Annotated in this window: 12 protein-coding genes and 2 pseudogenes; 10 read left to right on the forward strand and 4 right to left on the reverse strand. The window is 70.1% G+C overall.

Annotation, left to right across the window (positions count from 1 at the left end):
* The first annotated feature begins 75 nt into the window (after positions 1-75).
* The 7 genes and pseudogenes from ACFYXS_RS35805 to ACFYXS_RS35835 all read left to right on the forward strand — a co-directional run bounded on the left by ACFYXS_RS35805 (position 76) and on the right by ACFYXS_RS35835 (position 9,035).
* Positions 76-1,322 (forward strand): annotated as a pseudogene (locus ACFYXS_RS35805) (PP2C family protein-serine/threonine phosphatase).
* Between the two features lie 1,229 nt (positions 1,323-2,551).
* Positions 2,552-2,788: a hypothetical protein gene (locus ACFYXS_RS35810; protein ID WP_389255968.1), complete on the forward strand. Its 237-nt coding sequence runs from the start codon at positions 2,552-2,554 to the stop codon at positions 2,786-2,788.
* Positions 2,789-4,053: 1,265 nt separating this feature from the next.
* On the forward strand, positions 4,054-4,827 hold the full coding sequence (locus tag ACFYXS_RS35815) for a lytic transglycosylase domain-containing protein (RefSeq protein WP_389255969.1): 774 nt from the start codon (positions 4,054-4,056) through the stop codon (positions 4,825-4,827).
* Positions 4,828-4,959: 132 nt separating this feature from the next.
* Positions 4,960-6,081: a sigma-70 family RNA polymerase sigma factor gene (locus tag ACFYXS_RS35820; RefSeq protein ID WP_389255970.1), complete on the forward strand. Its 1,122-nt coding sequence runs from the start codon at positions 4,960-4,962 to the stop codon at positions 6,079-6,081.
* Between the two features lie 108 nt (positions 6,082-6,189).
* Positions 6,190-6,308, forward strand: a pseudogene (locus ACFYXS_RS35825) (ABC transporter ATP-binding protein); the annotation flags it as partial.
* Positions 6,309-6,675: 367 nt separating this feature from the next.
* The gene (locus ACFYXS_RS35830) at positions 6,676-8,496 is read left to right on the forward strand and encodes a sialidase family protein (RefSeq protein ID WP_389255971.1); all 1,821 of its coding nucleotides are present in this window, start codon (positions 6,676-6,678) and stop codon (positions 8,494-8,496) included.
* Between the two features lie 188 nt (positions 8,497-8,684).
* Entirely contained in the window at positions 8,685-9,035 is a 351-nt protein-coding gene (locus tag ACFYXS_RS35835; protein ID WP_389255972.1) for a hypothetical protein, read from the forward strand.
* Positions 9,036-9,090: 55 nt separating this feature from the next.
* Here ACFYXS_RS35835 and ACFYXS_RS35840 read toward each other — a convergent pair whose 3' ends face one another.
* Together ACFYXS_RS35840 and ACFYXS_RS35845 are read right to left on the reverse strand one after the other, a co-directional pair.
* Positions 9,091-9,240, reverse strand: a complete 150-nt coding sequence (locus ACFYXS_RS35840) for a hypothetical protein (protein ID WP_389255973.1) — start codon at positions 9,238-9,240, stop codon at positions 9,091-9,093.
* A gap of 699 nt (positions 9,241-9,939) precedes the next feature.
* Positions 9,940-10,230: a hypothetical protein gene (locus tag ACFYXS_RS35845; RefSeq protein WP_389255974.1), complete on the reverse strand. Its 291-nt coding sequence runs from the start codon at positions 10,228-10,230 to the stop codon at positions 9,940-9,942.
* A 458-nt stretch (positions 10,231-10,688) separates the two neighbouring features.
* Between ACFYXS_RS35845 and ACFYXS_RS35850 the strand changes: the two genes are divergently transcribed.
* Together ACFYXS_RS35850 and ACFYXS_RS35855 are read left to right on the forward strand one after the other, a co-directional pair.
* Positions 10,689-11,933: a PP2C family protein-serine/threonine phosphatase gene (locus ACFYXS_RS35850; RefSeq protein ID WP_389255975.1), complete on the forward strand. Its 1,245-nt coding sequence runs from the start codon at positions 10,689-10,691 to the stop codon at positions 11,931-11,933.
* Between the two features lie 384 nt (positions 11,934-12,317).
* On the forward strand, positions 12,318-12,545 hold the full coding sequence (locus ACFYXS_RS35855) for a hypothetical protein (protein ID WP_389255976.1): 228 nt from the start codon (positions 12,318-12,320) through the stop codon (positions 12,543-12,545).
* A gap of 381 nt (positions 12,546-12,926) precedes the next feature.
* Here the strand turns inward: ACFYXS_RS35855 and ACFYXS_RS35860 are convergent, their stop codons facing one another.
* Together ACFYXS_RS35860 and ACFYXS_RS35865 are read right to left on the reverse strand one after the other, a co-directional pair.
* Entirely contained in the window at positions 12,927-14,117 is a 1,191-nt protein-coding gene (locus ACFYXS_RS35860; RefSeq protein WP_389255977.1) for a serine/threonine-protein kinase, read from the reverse strand.
* Positions 14,118-14,353: 236 nt separating this feature from the next.
* Positions 14,354-14,590 (reverse strand): hypothetical protein, encoded by a 237-nt coding sequence (locus tag ACFYXS_RS35865; RefSeq protein WP_389255978.1) that lies wholly within the window; start codon positions 14,588-14,590, stop codon positions 14,354-14,356.
* A 162-nt stretch (positions 14,591-14,752) separates the two neighbouring features.
* Here ACFYXS_RS35865 and ACFYXS_RS35870 point away from each other — a divergent pair, with 162 nt between their 5' ends.
* Complete coding sequence (locus tag ACFYXS_RS35870) at positions 14,753-15,826, forward strand: RNA polymerase sigma factor (RefSeq protein ID WP_389255979.1); 1,074 nt, start codon at positions 14,753-14,755, stop codon at positions 15,824-15,826.
* Positions 15,827-16,064: the final 238 nt, after the last annotated feature.

The raw sequence follows: 16,064 nt of genomic DNA on the forward strand, positions 1-16,064 counted from the left end.
GTGAACGGGCTCGGATTGACGCTCACCGCTGCGGTAGCCAAGCTGGTGAGAAGGGTGGTGGAAGGAGCCGCGGCCGTGACTGGGGAGAGTGGACTTCCACGGCTGCTGACGGCGGCGGAGACAGCGGCGCCGGCGGATGCTGTCGACGTGGTCGCGGAGAGCCTGCGGCGGCGCTTTCAGGCTACGAAGGTCTCGTTCCTCATCGTGGACCTGACGGGGAAGGCGGTGGCGCGGTTGTCCACCGCCGGGGCGGTGGGGGGCGAGCGGGAAGCGGAACGGATCCCCTTGTTCGGCAGCGTCTACGAGGAAGTGATCCGTACCCAGCGGCTGTACCAGGAGGTGACAGGCCGGGGGCAGCGGGTGATCGTGCCGGTCACCAACCGGGGGGACGCCATCGGTCTGCTGGAACTGCTCATGCCGACTGCCTCCGGCGAGGATGTCCTTGATGCGGTTGGGGAGGCTGCCCATGTCCTGGCCTATGTAGTGATAGCCAACGGGCGCTTCACTGATTTCTACACCTGGGGCAAACGCTCCAGGCCCCCCACCCTGGCAGCAGAGATCCAGTACCAACTGCTGCCCCCGTCGCTGTCGTGCGAGGCGGCGCAGTTCACGCTGTGCGGGAGTCTGGAGCCCTCCGAAGATCTCAGTGGCGACACCTTCGACTACACCCTGGACCGAGACACCTTGCACTTGTCGGTGACCGACCCCATGGGTCACGACATCGACGCCGCTCTGGCCGCCACGGTCCTGGTGGGCGCCCTGCGCGGAGCCCGACGTGCAGGTGCCGACCTGGTCGAGCAGGCGCGTCGGGCCGACCAGGCCCTGGGCGACCACGGCCACGGTCACGCCACCGGGCAGCTCCTGCGGATCAACCTCCACACCGGTCAGGCCCAGCTCATCAACGCCGGTCACCCCTGGCCACTGCGCGTGCGTAAGGGGGTCGCGGAGGTGATCACCTGCGAGGTGGACCATCCCTTCGGACTGTCCGTGCATGTGCCGCACCCTTACCGGGTTCAGGAGCTTGATCTGTGCCCCGGCGACCGTCTGCTCGTGCTGACCGACGGCATGCTCGAACATCATGGGCAGAAGGTCGACCTGCCCGCCTTGTTGGAGCGCACTCGGGACCCTGCAGGGACCTGCATCCCCGTGAGACCGCGCTGACGTTGACGTCCGCGGTCCGGGACGCCGCCGGCGGCCGGCTCGAAGACGATGCCACCGTGATGTGCCTGGACTGGCACGGCCCCCAGGTGACCCAGCGGCACGTCAGCTCCGGCGCAGACGTCCAGCAGGCCTCAGCCGGCCGCAGGAAGGAGCAGCCGTGATCAGCGAGCTCTTCTGGGCGGTACCGGTGTCGGGGCTCTGACAACGGCGAGTGGGGCATCACGGTCCACCGGCAGGACGTCGACTCGGCCGGGGCGGTGGAACGACGTGTGCGACAACTCAGCACGGCACCTGATCGGCGCGTTTGGCGGCTTCTTCGCGGCCAACGCCCACGACAGCGAAGCACTGAAGAGGACGACTTCGGGGTGACGGGTCGGGTGCGTCCGTGACTCCAGCTTGGGGCAAGTCCAACTCCTGTCGATGTCCCTGGTCATCGCGGTAGCCCTTGTTTGGAAGACAACGTACGTGCCGATGCGCTGGCCCGGGTGGGCGTCTGCCTGCGCGAGGTGGGCGTTCGAATCCGAGATTCCTCCTGTTCCCCCGTGGTGACCCTGTTTACGGGCACGCGGCGGGCACGCCCCAAGGCCAACCTGAAGTGCGGCATTGTCACGGCTGTGGTTATCACTCGCCTTGACTACAGAATGTGCACGCATAGCCACTCGGGGCAATTCTTGGTGTGGGCTCGCTGCTTTCCCTGACAGTTCTTCTCTCCCGGTGGCGGCGCGCCGCCATGTGGGGCGAGCCCCTTCCTGGAGGTGACGCGTTGTCTCGAATAACCATGCCTTGGGTGTCCGATCGGCGTCGCCGAGGTGGTCTGCGTGTTTGGGCGGTGGCCGCGAGCGTCGTGGCCTTGGCGTCGAGTGCCGTGACAGGTGTGGCGTATGCGGAGGGTCGCCCCACGCCACGTGTTGCGGAGCCGCCTCACGTCTTTCGCGGTTTCCTCTACCCGTGCCGCTTCTTCCCGTACCCAGCTGGCTACTGCCTGAGCCGTCCGGGCCGTCCGGGCCGTCCGGGCCCTCCCGGCCCGCCTGGCCCGCCTGGCCCGCCTGGGCCGCCCGGGCCGGTGGGGCCGCCCGGTCCTGTCGGACCGCAGGGGGCTGCCGGTCCTGTTGGTCCTGCCGGCCCTGCCGGGCCCCAGGGTGAAACCGGAGCCGACGGTCCGTCGGGACCGCCGGGTCCTCTTGGACCGCAGGGACCTGCCGGTGCTGCGGGGCCGAAGGGCGATGCCGGAGTGCAGGGGCCCGCTGGTGCTGCGGGGCCGAAGGGCGATGCCGGAGTGCAGGGGCCCGCTGGTGCTGCGGGGCCGAAGGGCGATGCCGGAGTGCAGGGGCCGGCAGGTCTGGCTGGGCCGGCGGGTCCGGCTGGGCCTCCGGGTGTCGCCAACGCCCGTGTGGTCGTCGGACCGCCTGCCGTCTTCGCTTTTGTCAGTTGCCCGTCGGGGCAGGTCGCGCTGGGCGGCGGCGGCCTACCGTCCGGCACGGGCGCGCACAACCCGCTGACGACGTCCATCCCGACCACCAACGGAGGCGGATCGAACACCGGCGATCTGGCCAACGGCTGGTTCGCCACTGCCGGCATTGGTGGCGGCAACTACCAGGCATACGTGATCTGCGCTCCCACGACGTAGCGCCTACCAGCAATCTGATCGGCGGCACAAAACCACCGTGGGGCCCGGGATATACGGGCCCCACGGTGTTTGCGCACCGCTGACGACTGCCCGCGTCAGGAAGCCAACTTCTCAGCTCGGGCGAAGATCAGCGCGACCAGGGCCAGGCCGCCGATGCCGCCGATGATCTGCGTGCCGAAGAAGCCGGGCACCGAGCCGGGGGGCGATGCCCGCGAAAGGACCGTGCCGGCGATCGCCCCGACGATCTGAGCCGCTATGTAGGAGACGGCTTCGCGCGGTGCCCTTTGCCTCCGGCGCCGACGGAGAGATTCCTGTCCGCCCCCGACGGAACCCCGCTGTGGGTCTCCGAGGTCGAGCCCGGCGCCACCCCCGACGTCACGCCGCCCGCATCCACGCCCTGCCCGCGCTGTACAAGGCCGCGGCCGGCGGCCTGCCCACCCTGGCGGACAAAACGCCCCGGACCTTGATCGGTCCGGGGCGTTTGTGCTGGTCACGCTGTGTGCCCCAGGCAGGATTCGAACCTCCGACACCCGCTTTAGGAGAGGCCCTATCGCCCGCCCTGTCCGTGGTGGCCTGTCCCTGGCTTCACCGTTCCTGCTGGTCAGCGGGGCGCACTGTTCCGGCCCTGCTTGATCGTTCCCCGTCTTTACATGGCCTTCCGTTCCCACGACGTTCCCATGAGGGCCCCTCGAAGGTCTCTGGGAACGGGGTGGGGGAGTCGGCTGAGGCCAGCTGGGGTGGGGGAAACGGTGAGCACCGCAGACCCCTTGGGGGCGACGAAGGCCCCGCGCCCGTCAGGGGATCGGGGCCCTCGGCCGTCCGCGCGGGCCCTGTCCGGGCCGCTCAGGACAGGCTAGCGGCTCGGGTCCGGTCCGCCTCACGTGATCCACACGTCTGGCCCGCCGCCACGCCGTCTGAAGAGGCGCCCGCCCGATCCGCCGGTTCCGCGCGACGGACCTGCCCTCCGGCCGCGTAGAGCAGACGACAGATTCACCCACGGAGGGGACTGCGCGATGACAGTGCGTGCACTCAAGGGGGCGCTGAGGGGTGCCAGGGGTACGGCGATCGCGGCGGCGGCGATGGCCGTGCTGACCGCGTCGCAAGCGCCGAGGGTGGTCTCGGCCGAAGGCGCAGAGCCCGCACGGAAGGCGGTACCCGCCGAGCACGGCCTCAGCGTGTCCGGCGACACCCCGTATCGCACCGGGCTTCCCCCGCTGCGGACGCGGAAGAAGGGCACGAAACAGGGAGTGACGGTTGGCGGCGACGTGCCTGCGAGTGTGTTCGCCGCGTACCGGCGTGCCGAGGAGGAGCTGGCGCGTAGCGCGCCGCGCTGCCGGCTGCGTTGGCAGCTGTTGGCCGCGATCGGCCAGGTGGAGTCCGGGCAGGCACGGGGCGGCTGGGTGACCGGGGACGGTACCACCGTGACGCCCATCTTCGGCCCGCGGCTGACCGGCGGCGCCTTCGCTGTCGTGGCGGATACCGACGGCGGCGCGTACGACGGGGACGCCGTGTACGACCGCGCGGTCGGTCCGATGCAGTTCGTCCCGTCCACCTGGGCCCGCTGGGGAGCGGACGGTAACGGCGACGGACGGACGGATCCGAACAATGTCTACGACGCGGCGCTCGCCGCCGGCCGCTACCTGTGCGCGGGCGGCCGCGACCTGTCGAACCCGGCCGACCTGGACCGGGCGATACTGGGCTACAACCATTCGGACGCCTATCTGCGTGCCGTCAAGGCGTGGTACGCGTACTACCTGACCGGACACCGCGTGGTGCCGGACGCGTCCGACGGATCCCGGTCGGTCCGGCCGAAGCCGTCCCGTCCGAAGAGGCAGAAGCTTTCGCCGCCGAAGCCGTCGGACGACCGGAAGCCGGGCACTGGTCCTTCGCGCATGCCGTCGACGTCGCCCACCTCACCCTCTCCCAGCCCGTCCCTCGAGGCCGGGGTCCCGAAGGAGTCCGCGACGCGGCTGGTTCCCGTCCCCGTGCCGACCCTCACGCTGCCCGGGGGCGGTGTGCTGCCCGAGGCCGGCCGCTGACCACCGGCTACGGCCGGAACACGATGGGCGTCTGCCCCTCCACAACTGCCACTACTCGGCGGTAATCTCGCCACGTCGGAAGCACAGTACCGGCGGGTGAGTGCGAAGGGGCGGGCCCTTATGGCGACGGACATGCCTGCGGACACAGCGGCCGCCGACGAGCGCTGGCAGCGCCTGTGGAGCCATCGTGAGCAGTTGCTCAAGGTGGCTCGGCGGCGATCCATGAGCCGGGAGGACGCCGAGGACGCCGTTCACGAGGCGATGCTGCGAGCCGCGGAGCGCCCGGACCTCGACGACGAGCGGCTCGGCGCCTGGTTGACGACGGTGACGATGCGGCTGTGCGTTGACCGGCACCGGCAGGTCAACCGCGAGGCCGAGGTGGGCAGCCGCCCCGCACTCATCATGCCGGGCCCGGTACCCGTCGAGGAGGCGGTGTGCGACCAGGCCGAGGCGAAGTGGCTGGCCGTGCGCAGCGGTGAATTGCCCGCCCGGCAGGCGGAGGCGCTTCGGCTGAGGTCCGAGGACCTGGCCGTGAGCCAGGTCGCGGTGCGGATGGGGCTCAGCTACCGGACCGTCGAGTCGCTGCTCGCCCGGGCCCGGCGGACGCTGCGTGCCTCGCTGGCCGGGACGCTCGGGCTGGTGTTGTTCCTGGTCGGGCGCGGGCGGCTGCGCGGGGGCGGCAACGCCCAGGCGGTCGCGGTCACCACGACGGCGGCGACTCTGGTGGTGGCGGGGTTCGTGTTGCCGTACGCGCTCGACGCGGGCGGAAACGGGACCGGTCCGGCGCCGCGGCCGGCCATGTCCAGCGACCCGCGGATTGTGCACGGCGAGGCCACGGGCCGGGGGCGCGCCCCCGGAACGCCCACCCCCTTGTCGCCGGCGCACGGGGCTTGGGACCGGACGCCCTCACCCACCGGGGGAACGTTTCTGCCGGTGCCGGTGCCGGTGCCGGTGCCGGTGCCGGTGCCGGTGCCGTCCCTGGCGGATGTGCCCGCGTCCCCGCTCTCGGCGCCGCAGGTGCCCGAGGTTCCGAAGGTGCCGGGTCTGCCGACCGTCGTGCCGGGTCTGCCGTCCGCCGTGCCGGGTCTGCCGACCGCGGTGCCAGGGCTGCCGACTGTCGTGCCGGGTCTGCCGACGAGGTCGGTCGCCTCGTCGGTCCCGTCGCTTCCCCCGGCCTCGGCCGTACCGGTTGCTCCGCTGTCCGTCTCCGCCCCCGGGACGCTTTCGCGCACGCCGTCGCCGAAGCTGCCGTAGCGCCCAGCACACACGTCCGCAAAAAATTCTTGGTTCGCCGCGAAGGACGCCCTCTCCTCCCTGTAAAGCAGATGTCGGAACTGCTCCACGGGCGAAGGATGGAACCGGATGGGTGTCGAGATCTGTGTGGAGGGGCTGACCCAGTCCTTCGGCACCAGGTCATCTGGCAAGACGTCTGGCTGACGCTGCCCGCCGGGGAGGTCTCGGTGATGCTCGGCCCCCCGGGGCGCATGACGCTCACCCACACCACCGACGGCTGGAAGGTGAGCGGCGTCGACGCCCTCTGACCAGGCCTCCGTAAGTGCCCTAGCGCAGTGGGGGGGCACCTTTTCGTGGGGAACGGGGCGCGGCCGGGCTGGGATGGCGGGCTTCACTGCGGTCGAGCTGTGGTGGCCCTGGGGCGACATCCTCGCCCCCGAGCGATCTGCCTCACCAATTCCTACTGCCCCCCTCAGCACCCGTCCAGCCCGTTTCGAAAAGAGTTCGGCTTCTCGCGACGGACGCCGCCTGCCTCCCCGTAGAGCAGACGAAGGCTTGACCCGTAGCGCCACACACCACCACCCTTCGTCCGACTCGCGAACCCACGAGGTACCTGTGGCTCTCCTCTCCGCACGTCGTCTTCACCACCACCTGCTGTCGCGGGGGCGTCTCGCCGTCGGGTTGCTGGCGCTCGTCGCCGGAACCCTGCCGAGTGTGTCGGCCGACGCCGCCACCCCGTCCTCCGGAGCGGTCAGCGACACCGCGCCCATGACCACGTGGAGCGGCGGGCCCTTCGCCGTCCCGAATGTTTCCGGCACTGCCGGGACGGTGAGCTGCGGGAATGGGCAACCCTGCGACGACTACGCCCTGAAGGTGTCGGTGCCCGCGGGCTACGACGCCGGTCACAGCCTGCGCATCGGCGTCAGATGGCCGCACTCCGCCGCCGACTTCGACCTGTACGTCCTCGATGCGGACCGCCGAGAGGTGGCCACCTCGGCCTCTTCCAGCGACCCCGAGACCGTGCTGCTTCCGGCGGTGTCGGCGTCGTACACCGTGCGCGTGGTGCCGTACGCGCCGCTCGGCGACAGCTTCACCGGCACCGCGAGCCTGATCGCCGCTCCGGCCGATCCGCCGCCGAGTACGGCCCCACCGCCGACGTACGCGAACGCCTGGGCACCCGACGGCATCGCGGATGCGCACAACGCCGGTGAACCCTCGATCGGCGTCGACCGTGCGAGTGGCGCCGCGATGTACCAGGCGTACACGTCAACACTCAAGGTCACCTACGACAGTGCCGGTGCCGCCACATGGCATGACAAAAGCGCGAGCGCGGCCAACGGCTGCCCCCAGGGCAGCACCACCAGCCTCGACCCGATCCTGTTCACCGACCCGGTCACCCACCGCACCTTCGAGTCGCAGCTCGCCGGCAAGACCGCCCTGACCTGCTACACCGACGACGACGGTGAAATGTGGACGCCGACGGGCGGCTCGGGCATCAACTCCGGTGTGGACCACCAGACCATCGGTGGCGGCACCTTCGCCACGGGCGGTCCAGGCACCGTCACGTCGTACCCGAACGCCGTCTACTACTGTTCCCAGGACATCGCCGACGCCTCTTGCGCGGTCAGTCGGGACGGCGGTCTGACGTACGGGCCCGCCGTTCCGATGTACTCGCTGCTGGACTGCGGTGGCCTGCACGGGCATGTGAAGGTCGCCCCGGACGGCACGGTGTACGTGCCCAACAAGGGCTGCGGTGGCAATCAGGCCGTGGCCGTCTCCGAGGACAACGGGCTGACGTGGACCGTCCGCAAGAACCCGACCAGCACCCCCGGTGACTCGGACCCGAGCGTGGGAGTCGGGGCCGGCGGGACCGTCTACATGGGCTACCAGAACAGCGACGGCACGCCGCGTATCGCTGTCAGCCAGGACAGGGGTAAGACGTGGCTGTACGACCAAAACGTCGGCGCGGCCCTCGGCATCAAGAACATCGTCTTTCCGGCCGTGACCGCGGGCGACGACAACCGCGCCGCGTTCGCCTTCCTGGGCACCACCACTGGCGGCAACTATCAGGATGCGGCCAACTTCACAGGCGTCTGGCACCTGTACGTGGCCACCACCTACGACGGCGGCCGGTCATGGGTGACTATCGACGCCACCCCCACCGACCCGGTTCAGAAGGGGTCGATCTGCACGGGCGGCACCACGTGCGGCAACGACCGCAATCTCCTGGACTTTATCGACGTCACCACCGACGCCCAGGGTCGCGTGCTCGCCGCCTACGCCGACGGCTGCACCGGCACCTGCGCGACCGGAGGTGCGCAGAACTACGACGCGCTGGCCTCCATCGCCCGCCAGTCCTCCGGCAACACGCTGTACGGCGCGTACGACGCCTTGATCCTCGGCCGCACAAGAAGCCCTGAGGAAGCCACTAGATGAAGCCATCGCCTCCGGCTGCCGTACTGGCAGGAGCCGTCCTCAGCCTGGCCGCGGTCACCGGATGCTCAGCGGCGAACAAGCACGCCGAGCCCCCGGCGGGGCCACCGTACGCGGCGGAGCACGCAACCGATCCGCCGGCCGGGAATGCGGTCGGCGCCGCGCCCGGCGGCTGTCCCACTGCCGCGTCAATGCCGCTCCCCAAGGACTTCCCGGAGAACCTGCCGGTGCCCGACGGCGCGGTCGTGACCTCGGTGGAGCACCGCACCGGCGGCCGGCTCGTCGTCGCCACCGTCGTACGGGGCGGCTTCGACAGCACCCTGGCGTTCCTGCACAAGCGGCTCCCAAAGGCCGGCTACATCCTCATGGAGGGCGAAGTGGAGGAGGACGATGCCGAGTCGAACTTCTCCTCCACGAGCGTCCGGGGCCGTTGGACCCTGCGGAAGATGTCCGACTGCGAGGGAGGGGTGTACCTGACGTACCTGACGTCAGCTGTCTCCCAAAGCAGAGAGTTCGATGGGAACGTCCCTGGTGGAGAGTAATGGCACGTGCCGACCCCGCCCCTCCCCACTTGATCAGCGACTGTGGGCGCCCTGATCACTCTTCGGGCTTCTGGAGTTCGGAGGCGGAGATGCGCTTTTTGCCCATCTCGATGATCAGGCCTGCAGCCTTGAACGTGAGGTTGGGGGCGACACGCTCGGGCACCTGCTGGTTGGGGCCGAGGTGTCCGGTGACGTAGTCGCCCATCTGGACACCTGGCCGACAACGGAGTGGGGGCAGGCCCGGGCGGGGCGGGAGTGCTGGTGGTGGACGAGCGGTTTCGCGAAGAGGAGCCGCGCCTCGGCCGGGGCCACCCGTCAGTTCTCCGGCATCCTCGGTGGGCGTCTTCCCCTGCCAGCTCGGGCAGCGGCAGCCCGGCCTCGCGGGCGGCGTCCAGGCCGCGCATGAACACCCTTGGTCGCCTCATCCAGCAGCAGGTACAGCGGCCCCACGCAGGTGCCCGCCTCCGCGCGGAGAACGAAGTGCTCCGAGTCCGTGATGCCGTTCGCCGGCTGCCCGTAGACGCCTGTGCGCTGGTTCTCTCCAGTTGCCGTCGGAGTGTGCTCAGCGCTTTCTGGAAGAGCGGGTGGAACGGCCCGCTCTTCCAGGAGGAGCGCACCATGGCGCAACCGGTAAGTCGGCCAACGATCAGCGCTGAGCAGTTCAGCCGAGTGTGTGACGAGATTAGGAGCACGGCGGCGCCCGAGAAGCATGCTCAGTCCATCCGGGACTGTGCTTTGCGCATCCTGCAGACCCTGGGCCTGGCGCTCTCCACGGATGACCTGAGCAGGCTCCTCGCCGAACTCATGGCCCCTAGGGTGGCCCCACCCCCAGGGAGCCCTCGGTACACCCGAGAGGCCATCCTAGAGGTTCCTGACGAACAGTCAGGAGAGGACGAAGGCCCGGTCAGGTAGGCCGGGCGCGGACCGTGATGCGCTGGGCGAGCTTGTAAGGGGTGCGGTTCCAGGAGGTGATGGACCCGCCGACGTCGGCGACCGCCGCGGCCGGCGCCAGCGGCTGCACCACGGGCGTGACGTCCCGGAGCAGGGCCGGAAACTCCACGTAGGCGGTCTCGGCTACCCGGCGGTCCGCCCGGACGCGCAGGATGTGCGCGCCGAGCTCGGCGCGGCGTGCTCCACTCCACCCGACGCTGTGGGTGCCGATAAATCTTCCGGCCAGGCCAGCGCGGCGGTTCAACCGGGCACCGCCGAGGTCGGAGTGAACGTTCAAGGATGCTTTTGGGCACCGTTGAACATCTTCGGTTCCCGGGCGGGAAGCCGAAGTCATACGGCGGCTGAGCTGCGCGAATGATTTTTCGGCACCCGCAGAGGAAGCCTGCCCGAGTCGCAAGGCGGCTTGCGGCCCCCTGGTCATGCTCGACCCCACACCGACAGGCCACCGGCCAAAGATCGCTCCACCACCCGCGTGGACGCGCGTCGGAACGGCGAGTCACCGGGCCGTATCGACGGCCTCGCATCCCACCCGCACCTTCAACCCCAGCCTTGAAGATCCACCCCGGCGTGAGTGTCGCGGGGCGCGAGTTGGCGAGATGCTGGGACAGGGGCACGGCCTCGGTGAGTCCCTGGCGGGCAACGTGGAGTAAGTAGCGGGAGGCTTGCGAAGGCATGAAGACCGGTGGCGGGAACGAGGTAGTCATGCCGGAAGACGAACGGGAGATCCGCAAGATCACGGTGGACCGGTCGGAAGGGTTCGGTGAGCGGCTGCTGGGTCTGCTGCTGGACCGGGCTCACGAGATGCCACCGCAGCTGATCGCCCCGCTGGTCGCGGAGGAGGTGAGCAGGATCGGTGGCCGGGACGTCTCGATCCTCCTGCAGGACTACGACCAACTGATGCTGACGCCACTGCCGGGCAGGAGACTCACGACCGGCGCCCCCGAGCGGATCGACGAGTCCCCAGCCGGCAGGGCTTTCCTCCGCGCGACCCCCGTCGAACAGCCGCAGGCCCACGGCGTACGGATGCTCCTCCCGCTCCTCGACGGCAGCGACGAAGTGGGGGTGCTGGCCGTCACCCTCGACACCGTCGATGACGATGACCGGCGGCTGCTGCGGCGCCTCGCCGGCCTGGTCGCAGACATGCTGGTCACCAAGAACAGCTACACCGACCAGTTCTTCCAGACCCGACGTCGCGAACCGATGAGCGTGCCCGCAGAAATCCAATGGTCACTGCTTCCCCCTATGACCATGATCACCCCGCAGGTCTCGGTAGCCGGAATCCTCGAGCCCGCCTACGACGTCGCCGGCGACAGCTTCGACTACGCGCTCAACGACAACATCCTGCACGTGGCCATCATCGACGCGATGGGCCACGGCCTGGACGCCGCCACGCTGGCGACCGTCGCCATCGGCGCCTACCGGCACGCCAGACGCACCGACGTCGGACTCGCCGACCTGTATAGGTTCATGGACACGGCCATCGACAAACAGTTCGGCCCCGACCACTTCGTCACCGCGCAGATGCTGCGCCTGGACATCGGAACGGGCCACCTGCAGTGGGTCAACGCCGGCCACCCGGCACCGCTGCTGATCCGCGACCAGCGGGTCATCCAGGCACTGGAAGGCCCGGGAACCCTGCCGGTCGGCTTCGGTGGCGACAAACCGCAGATCAGCCAGCAGACACTCCGGCCCGGCGACCGGATACTGTTCTTCACCGACGGTCTCATCGAGGAGCACGAGTCCGGCGGGGAGCAGTTCGGCGAGGACCGCCTCATCGACTTCATCGAGCGCGCCGGGCGCGCGAGGGAAGGTGTGCAGGAGATGGTGCGGAGTCTCTCCCACGCCCTGATGAAGGAACGATGCGGAATCACCACCGACGACGCGACCCTCTTCCTGGTCGAGTGGCGCGGAGGCAGCGCCGACCACCTCGCCAGCGTAGATCTGTAACCAGGACACCGATGTGGGCCTGCGTCTCCATGGACCCATCAAGCTGAGGCAGGGCCAACCACAGGCGTTCAGCAGCAGGAGGTGGCCTGATCCGCGGTGGGAAGGCGCACACCCCCGTCGGGGTCGGACCCGGCGAACCTCGTTACTGCAGCCGAACCGGACATCACCGCGCGGTGTACCCAGCACGTACAAGAGGCCACGGCGGAGCCAGATGCCTCCGCCCCACCCGTAGCCCCGATGAGTCGTCGGAGGCCACGTGTATCTGCGTTGGTGCCACGGTGAACTCGTCGCCGTCCTTGACCGCTACGTGCCGACAATGCCCGCGCCCATGTGCTCACCGCCCATGTGCTCACCAAGGGGGACGATTGAGTGAGGAGGTGCTGCATGAACCGGTACAAGCTGACCCAGCGCGTCGCCAGTGGCAGCCCCACGCAGACGAAAGAACGTGACGTGCAGGCCGATGAGTACAAGCGAGAAGGCGAACTCATCCACTTCGTCTGCAACGAGGCCGGAGCCGCCGGGATCCATGAGGAGCGAGTGCTGACCGTGCGAACCGACTCCGTCGTGGAGATCGAGAAACTCGGGACCACCCCCGGGCCGTCCCAGGATTGAGGTGCTTCCCGATTGCAGCGACAGGCGGCAGGGCGACTGCGCCGGGCGTGGGCCGTCATGCGTGTGTTGCTGCGGGAGAGCAGGTCACCCTGCTGCCTCTCGCGGGCCGGCAGCCGGTTCAGGGTCTCCTGGTCCGGCAGTTGCTCCGGGGGCGCGGCCGGGTCGGTGATCGGGCCGGGCGACAACAGCTGGTTGGACGGATCGGTGGGGTCGGCACCCGGGATCGGGAAGATGGGGCGGCCGTCACGCCGGCGACCGGTACGGGGGCGGGCAGCAGCCTGCCATGCGGGATCCAGTCCTCCAGCAGCAGCGCTCCCGCGCCGACGATCAGTGTAGTCCGCCAGGAATCCCGTGCCGCGCCGCGCTACTGAGTGATGCTCGTCAGTCGTCGTGACCGTGCTTCTTGTGATCCTTGCCTTTGTGATCTTCACCCTTGCCGCGAGGGCCCGACGGGGTCTGCGATGACGGCGACGTGACTGTTGCCGGCGTGGAGACTTCGCCAGAGGGTACGGAGGGCGCAGTGACAACAGAGGAGGGAGAGGATGCCGGCCCGGGTGACGATGAGCCGCCGTCATCGGAGCTCCAGGCCGCACCGACGGCGGCCGCAGTCCCGAACACGGCGACCACGGCAACACCGATAAGGATTCGAATGCGCCGCTGCTGCGCGGCACCGCGCCCGTACAGGCGGGACGGAGCGGCGTCGGGCAGGACTGCCGCAGGCGTCGGCACGATGTCAGCGAGCATCGTTGACGGTTGCCGGTAATTGTGGTCTGCCGAGGCGGCAAGCCAGCCGGCTATCTGATCGGCGGTGGGACGTTGGCTCGGCTCCTTGGCCAGTAGAGACAGGATGTAGTCCGCGAGCACGCCCGACGCCGCCGGGTTGAGCTGTTTGACGGGAACCGGTGCCGCGTCGACGTGCTGGTGGATCACTGCCAGCGGGGTTTCTCCGATGAACGGAGGGCGGCCGGTCACCAACTCGTACAGGACACAGCCGAGGGCATAAACATCCGAGGCGGGTCCGGCCGGGCGCCCCAGTGCCCGCTCCGGTGCCAAGTAGCCGCTGGAGCCCATCACCCGGCCGGTGGCGGTGAGCGCCCTGGAGGCCTCATCGGTGAAGCGAGCGATCCCGAAGTCGGCGATCTTCACGGTGCCGTCGGTGGTCAGCATCACATTGGCCGGCTTGATGTCACGGTGGATGACACCCTGCCGGTGCGCCGCAGCCAAACCGGCTGCGGCCTGAGCACCGATCTCCGACGCCCGCAAAGAGTCCACAGAACCATGCGTAGCCAGTTCCTGGGCCAGGCTGTGCCCGTTGATGAGCTCCATCACGAGGTAGAACTGGCCGTCATGTTCGCCGAAGTCATACACGCCAACGACGTGTGGATGGTTGAGGCGGGCAGCTGTCTGGGCCTCCAGGCGAAACCTGCCGGCCGCCTCGGCATCGGCATCGCCCGGAAGCATCAATTTGACCGCCACCGCTCTGCCGAGCACCTGGTCGGCAGCGCGCCACACCTCGCCCATGCCCCCACGGCCCAGCGGCTCGTCGAGTCGATACCGCTCCGCCACCAGCACGCCCGCACCGTCCCTTGACCCACGACAACAGTCCCGCGCCACACTACCCAAAGGTAATATCTACGACGCAGCGCGATTCGGTCTACAAACCTACTGCGAGTCCGTTTGGCCGTACCTTGCTGCTGTGCAGGCGGCACGCATGCCCAGCCCGGCCGGGCCGAGTGCCCCCCGGCCCGTGCAGAGCCCCCGCTGACACGAGCAACGCAGGGCGGGGAAGCCGGCGCCCGCACCTCGCGTCAGTCGACCTGCAGGGAAGTGGCTGGCAAACCCGTCTGGGCTTGCGCCGGTACACGGGGCACCGGCGGCACGCCCGGGTCGGCTTCGGGCAGGCCCAGATACTCGCGCACCGCCGCGTCGTCGCCGGTCGCATCCGCCAGCCGCGCCCCGGCCAGTGCCACGATCGGTGTGCCGGTGGTGGCGGACGCGGAGGCGCTGTCGGTGGCGGCCAGCTCGTCCCAGTACCGGGCCCTCAAAACTGCGGCCGTACATCAGGCCCTGCTCCATGGCTCCTCCGACGGCCATCTGTGGGAGGCATGTACATGGACCCGCCGGCCGCCGGGGCCTGACCCCTCCCCGTCCGGCGTACTCGGGAGTAGCATCGGCGCTGATCGGGGTGGACGCGCGAGGGGGCACTGATGGCGACGGAAACCCATCGCGGCTCGGATGAGCGATGGCAGCTGATGTGGAGCCACCGCGAAGCGTTGATGAGAGTCGCGCGCCGCCGGTCCATGAGCCGGGAGGACGCGGAGGACGCCGTTCACGAGGCGATGCTGCGCGCCGTGGAGAACCCGAATGTCGATGACGAGCGGCTGGGCGCGTGGCTGACGACCGTGACCATGCGGCTGTGCGCGGACCGATACCGGCAGGTGAACCGCGAGACGGAGGTTGGCGCAATCGCGGGCCGCGCGATGCCGACGCCGGCGACGGTCGAGGAGTCGGTCTGCGATCGTGCCGAGGCCGTCTGGCTGGCCGCGCAGAGCGGCGACCTGCCCGCCCGGCAGGCGGAGGCGCTGCGGCTGAGATCGCAGGACCTGGACGTCGAGCAGGTCGCGTCCCGCATGGGGCTCAGCTACCGGGCGGTCGAGTCGCTGCTCGCCCGGGCGCGGCGGGCGTTGCGGCAGACGCTGGCCGCGACCTTCGGCCTCGCGCTGTGGCTGTGCGGGCGCGTGGCCCGGCAGCGTCCGGCGGGCGGCGGCGGTGGCCTGCAGACGGTGGCCGCGGTGTCCACGGCGGCGACGCTCACGGTGCTGGGGCTGGCCGTGCCGTACGCGGGTGACGCCGCCGGGCCCGCGCGTCACCCTCGTACGGCGACGGCGACGGCGACGGAGAAGGACGGATCGGGGGCGTCCCGCCCCGGCCTGCCGGACCACGCACCGGGGGTGCACGGCCCTGGCGGTCCGGTCGGGGACGGCGGCGCGGCGTCGGCTTCGCCGTCGCCGGGACCGCGGTTGCGCCTCGCGACGCGGGCGGCGGTGCCGGATGTGTCCGTACCGGATGTGTCCGCACCGGCCGTGCCCCGGTTGCCGGCGGTCCCCGCGGTGCCGGCGGTGCCGGCGGTTCCCGCGGTGCCGGCAGTCCCGGCGGTTCCCCCGGTCGCCGCGGTGCCCAGCCTGCCGACGGTGCCGACGCTCCCCGCGGTGGGCGACGTCCCGGTGACAGTCACTCCGTCGGCGCTGCCGAACGTTCCGGGCGTGCCCGTGCGTCCTTGACCGGGCGTCCCCACCGCGCCGGTGGGGACGCCCCGCACTCTCGGTGGTGCCGGCCGTTGCCCACGCTTGCCCATGGTCGGCGGCGTCCCGCGACGGGCATCCGCGTCTTCGCCGGCGGACGCCCCCGCCTACCGGTGCGTCCGTGACCGGGCCCGGTGGCCCCTCGAAAAAACTTTCCCTCTGCGCGACGGACGGGGCGTCCCCCGCCGTAGAGCACGTGACAGGCCGGGAGCGTGGG

The sequence above is a fragment of the Streptomyces sp. NPDC002574 genome (assembly GCF_042889545.1).
Classification (GTDB): Bacteria; Actinomycetota; Actinomycetes; order Streptomycetales; family Streptomycetaceae; genus Actinacidiphila.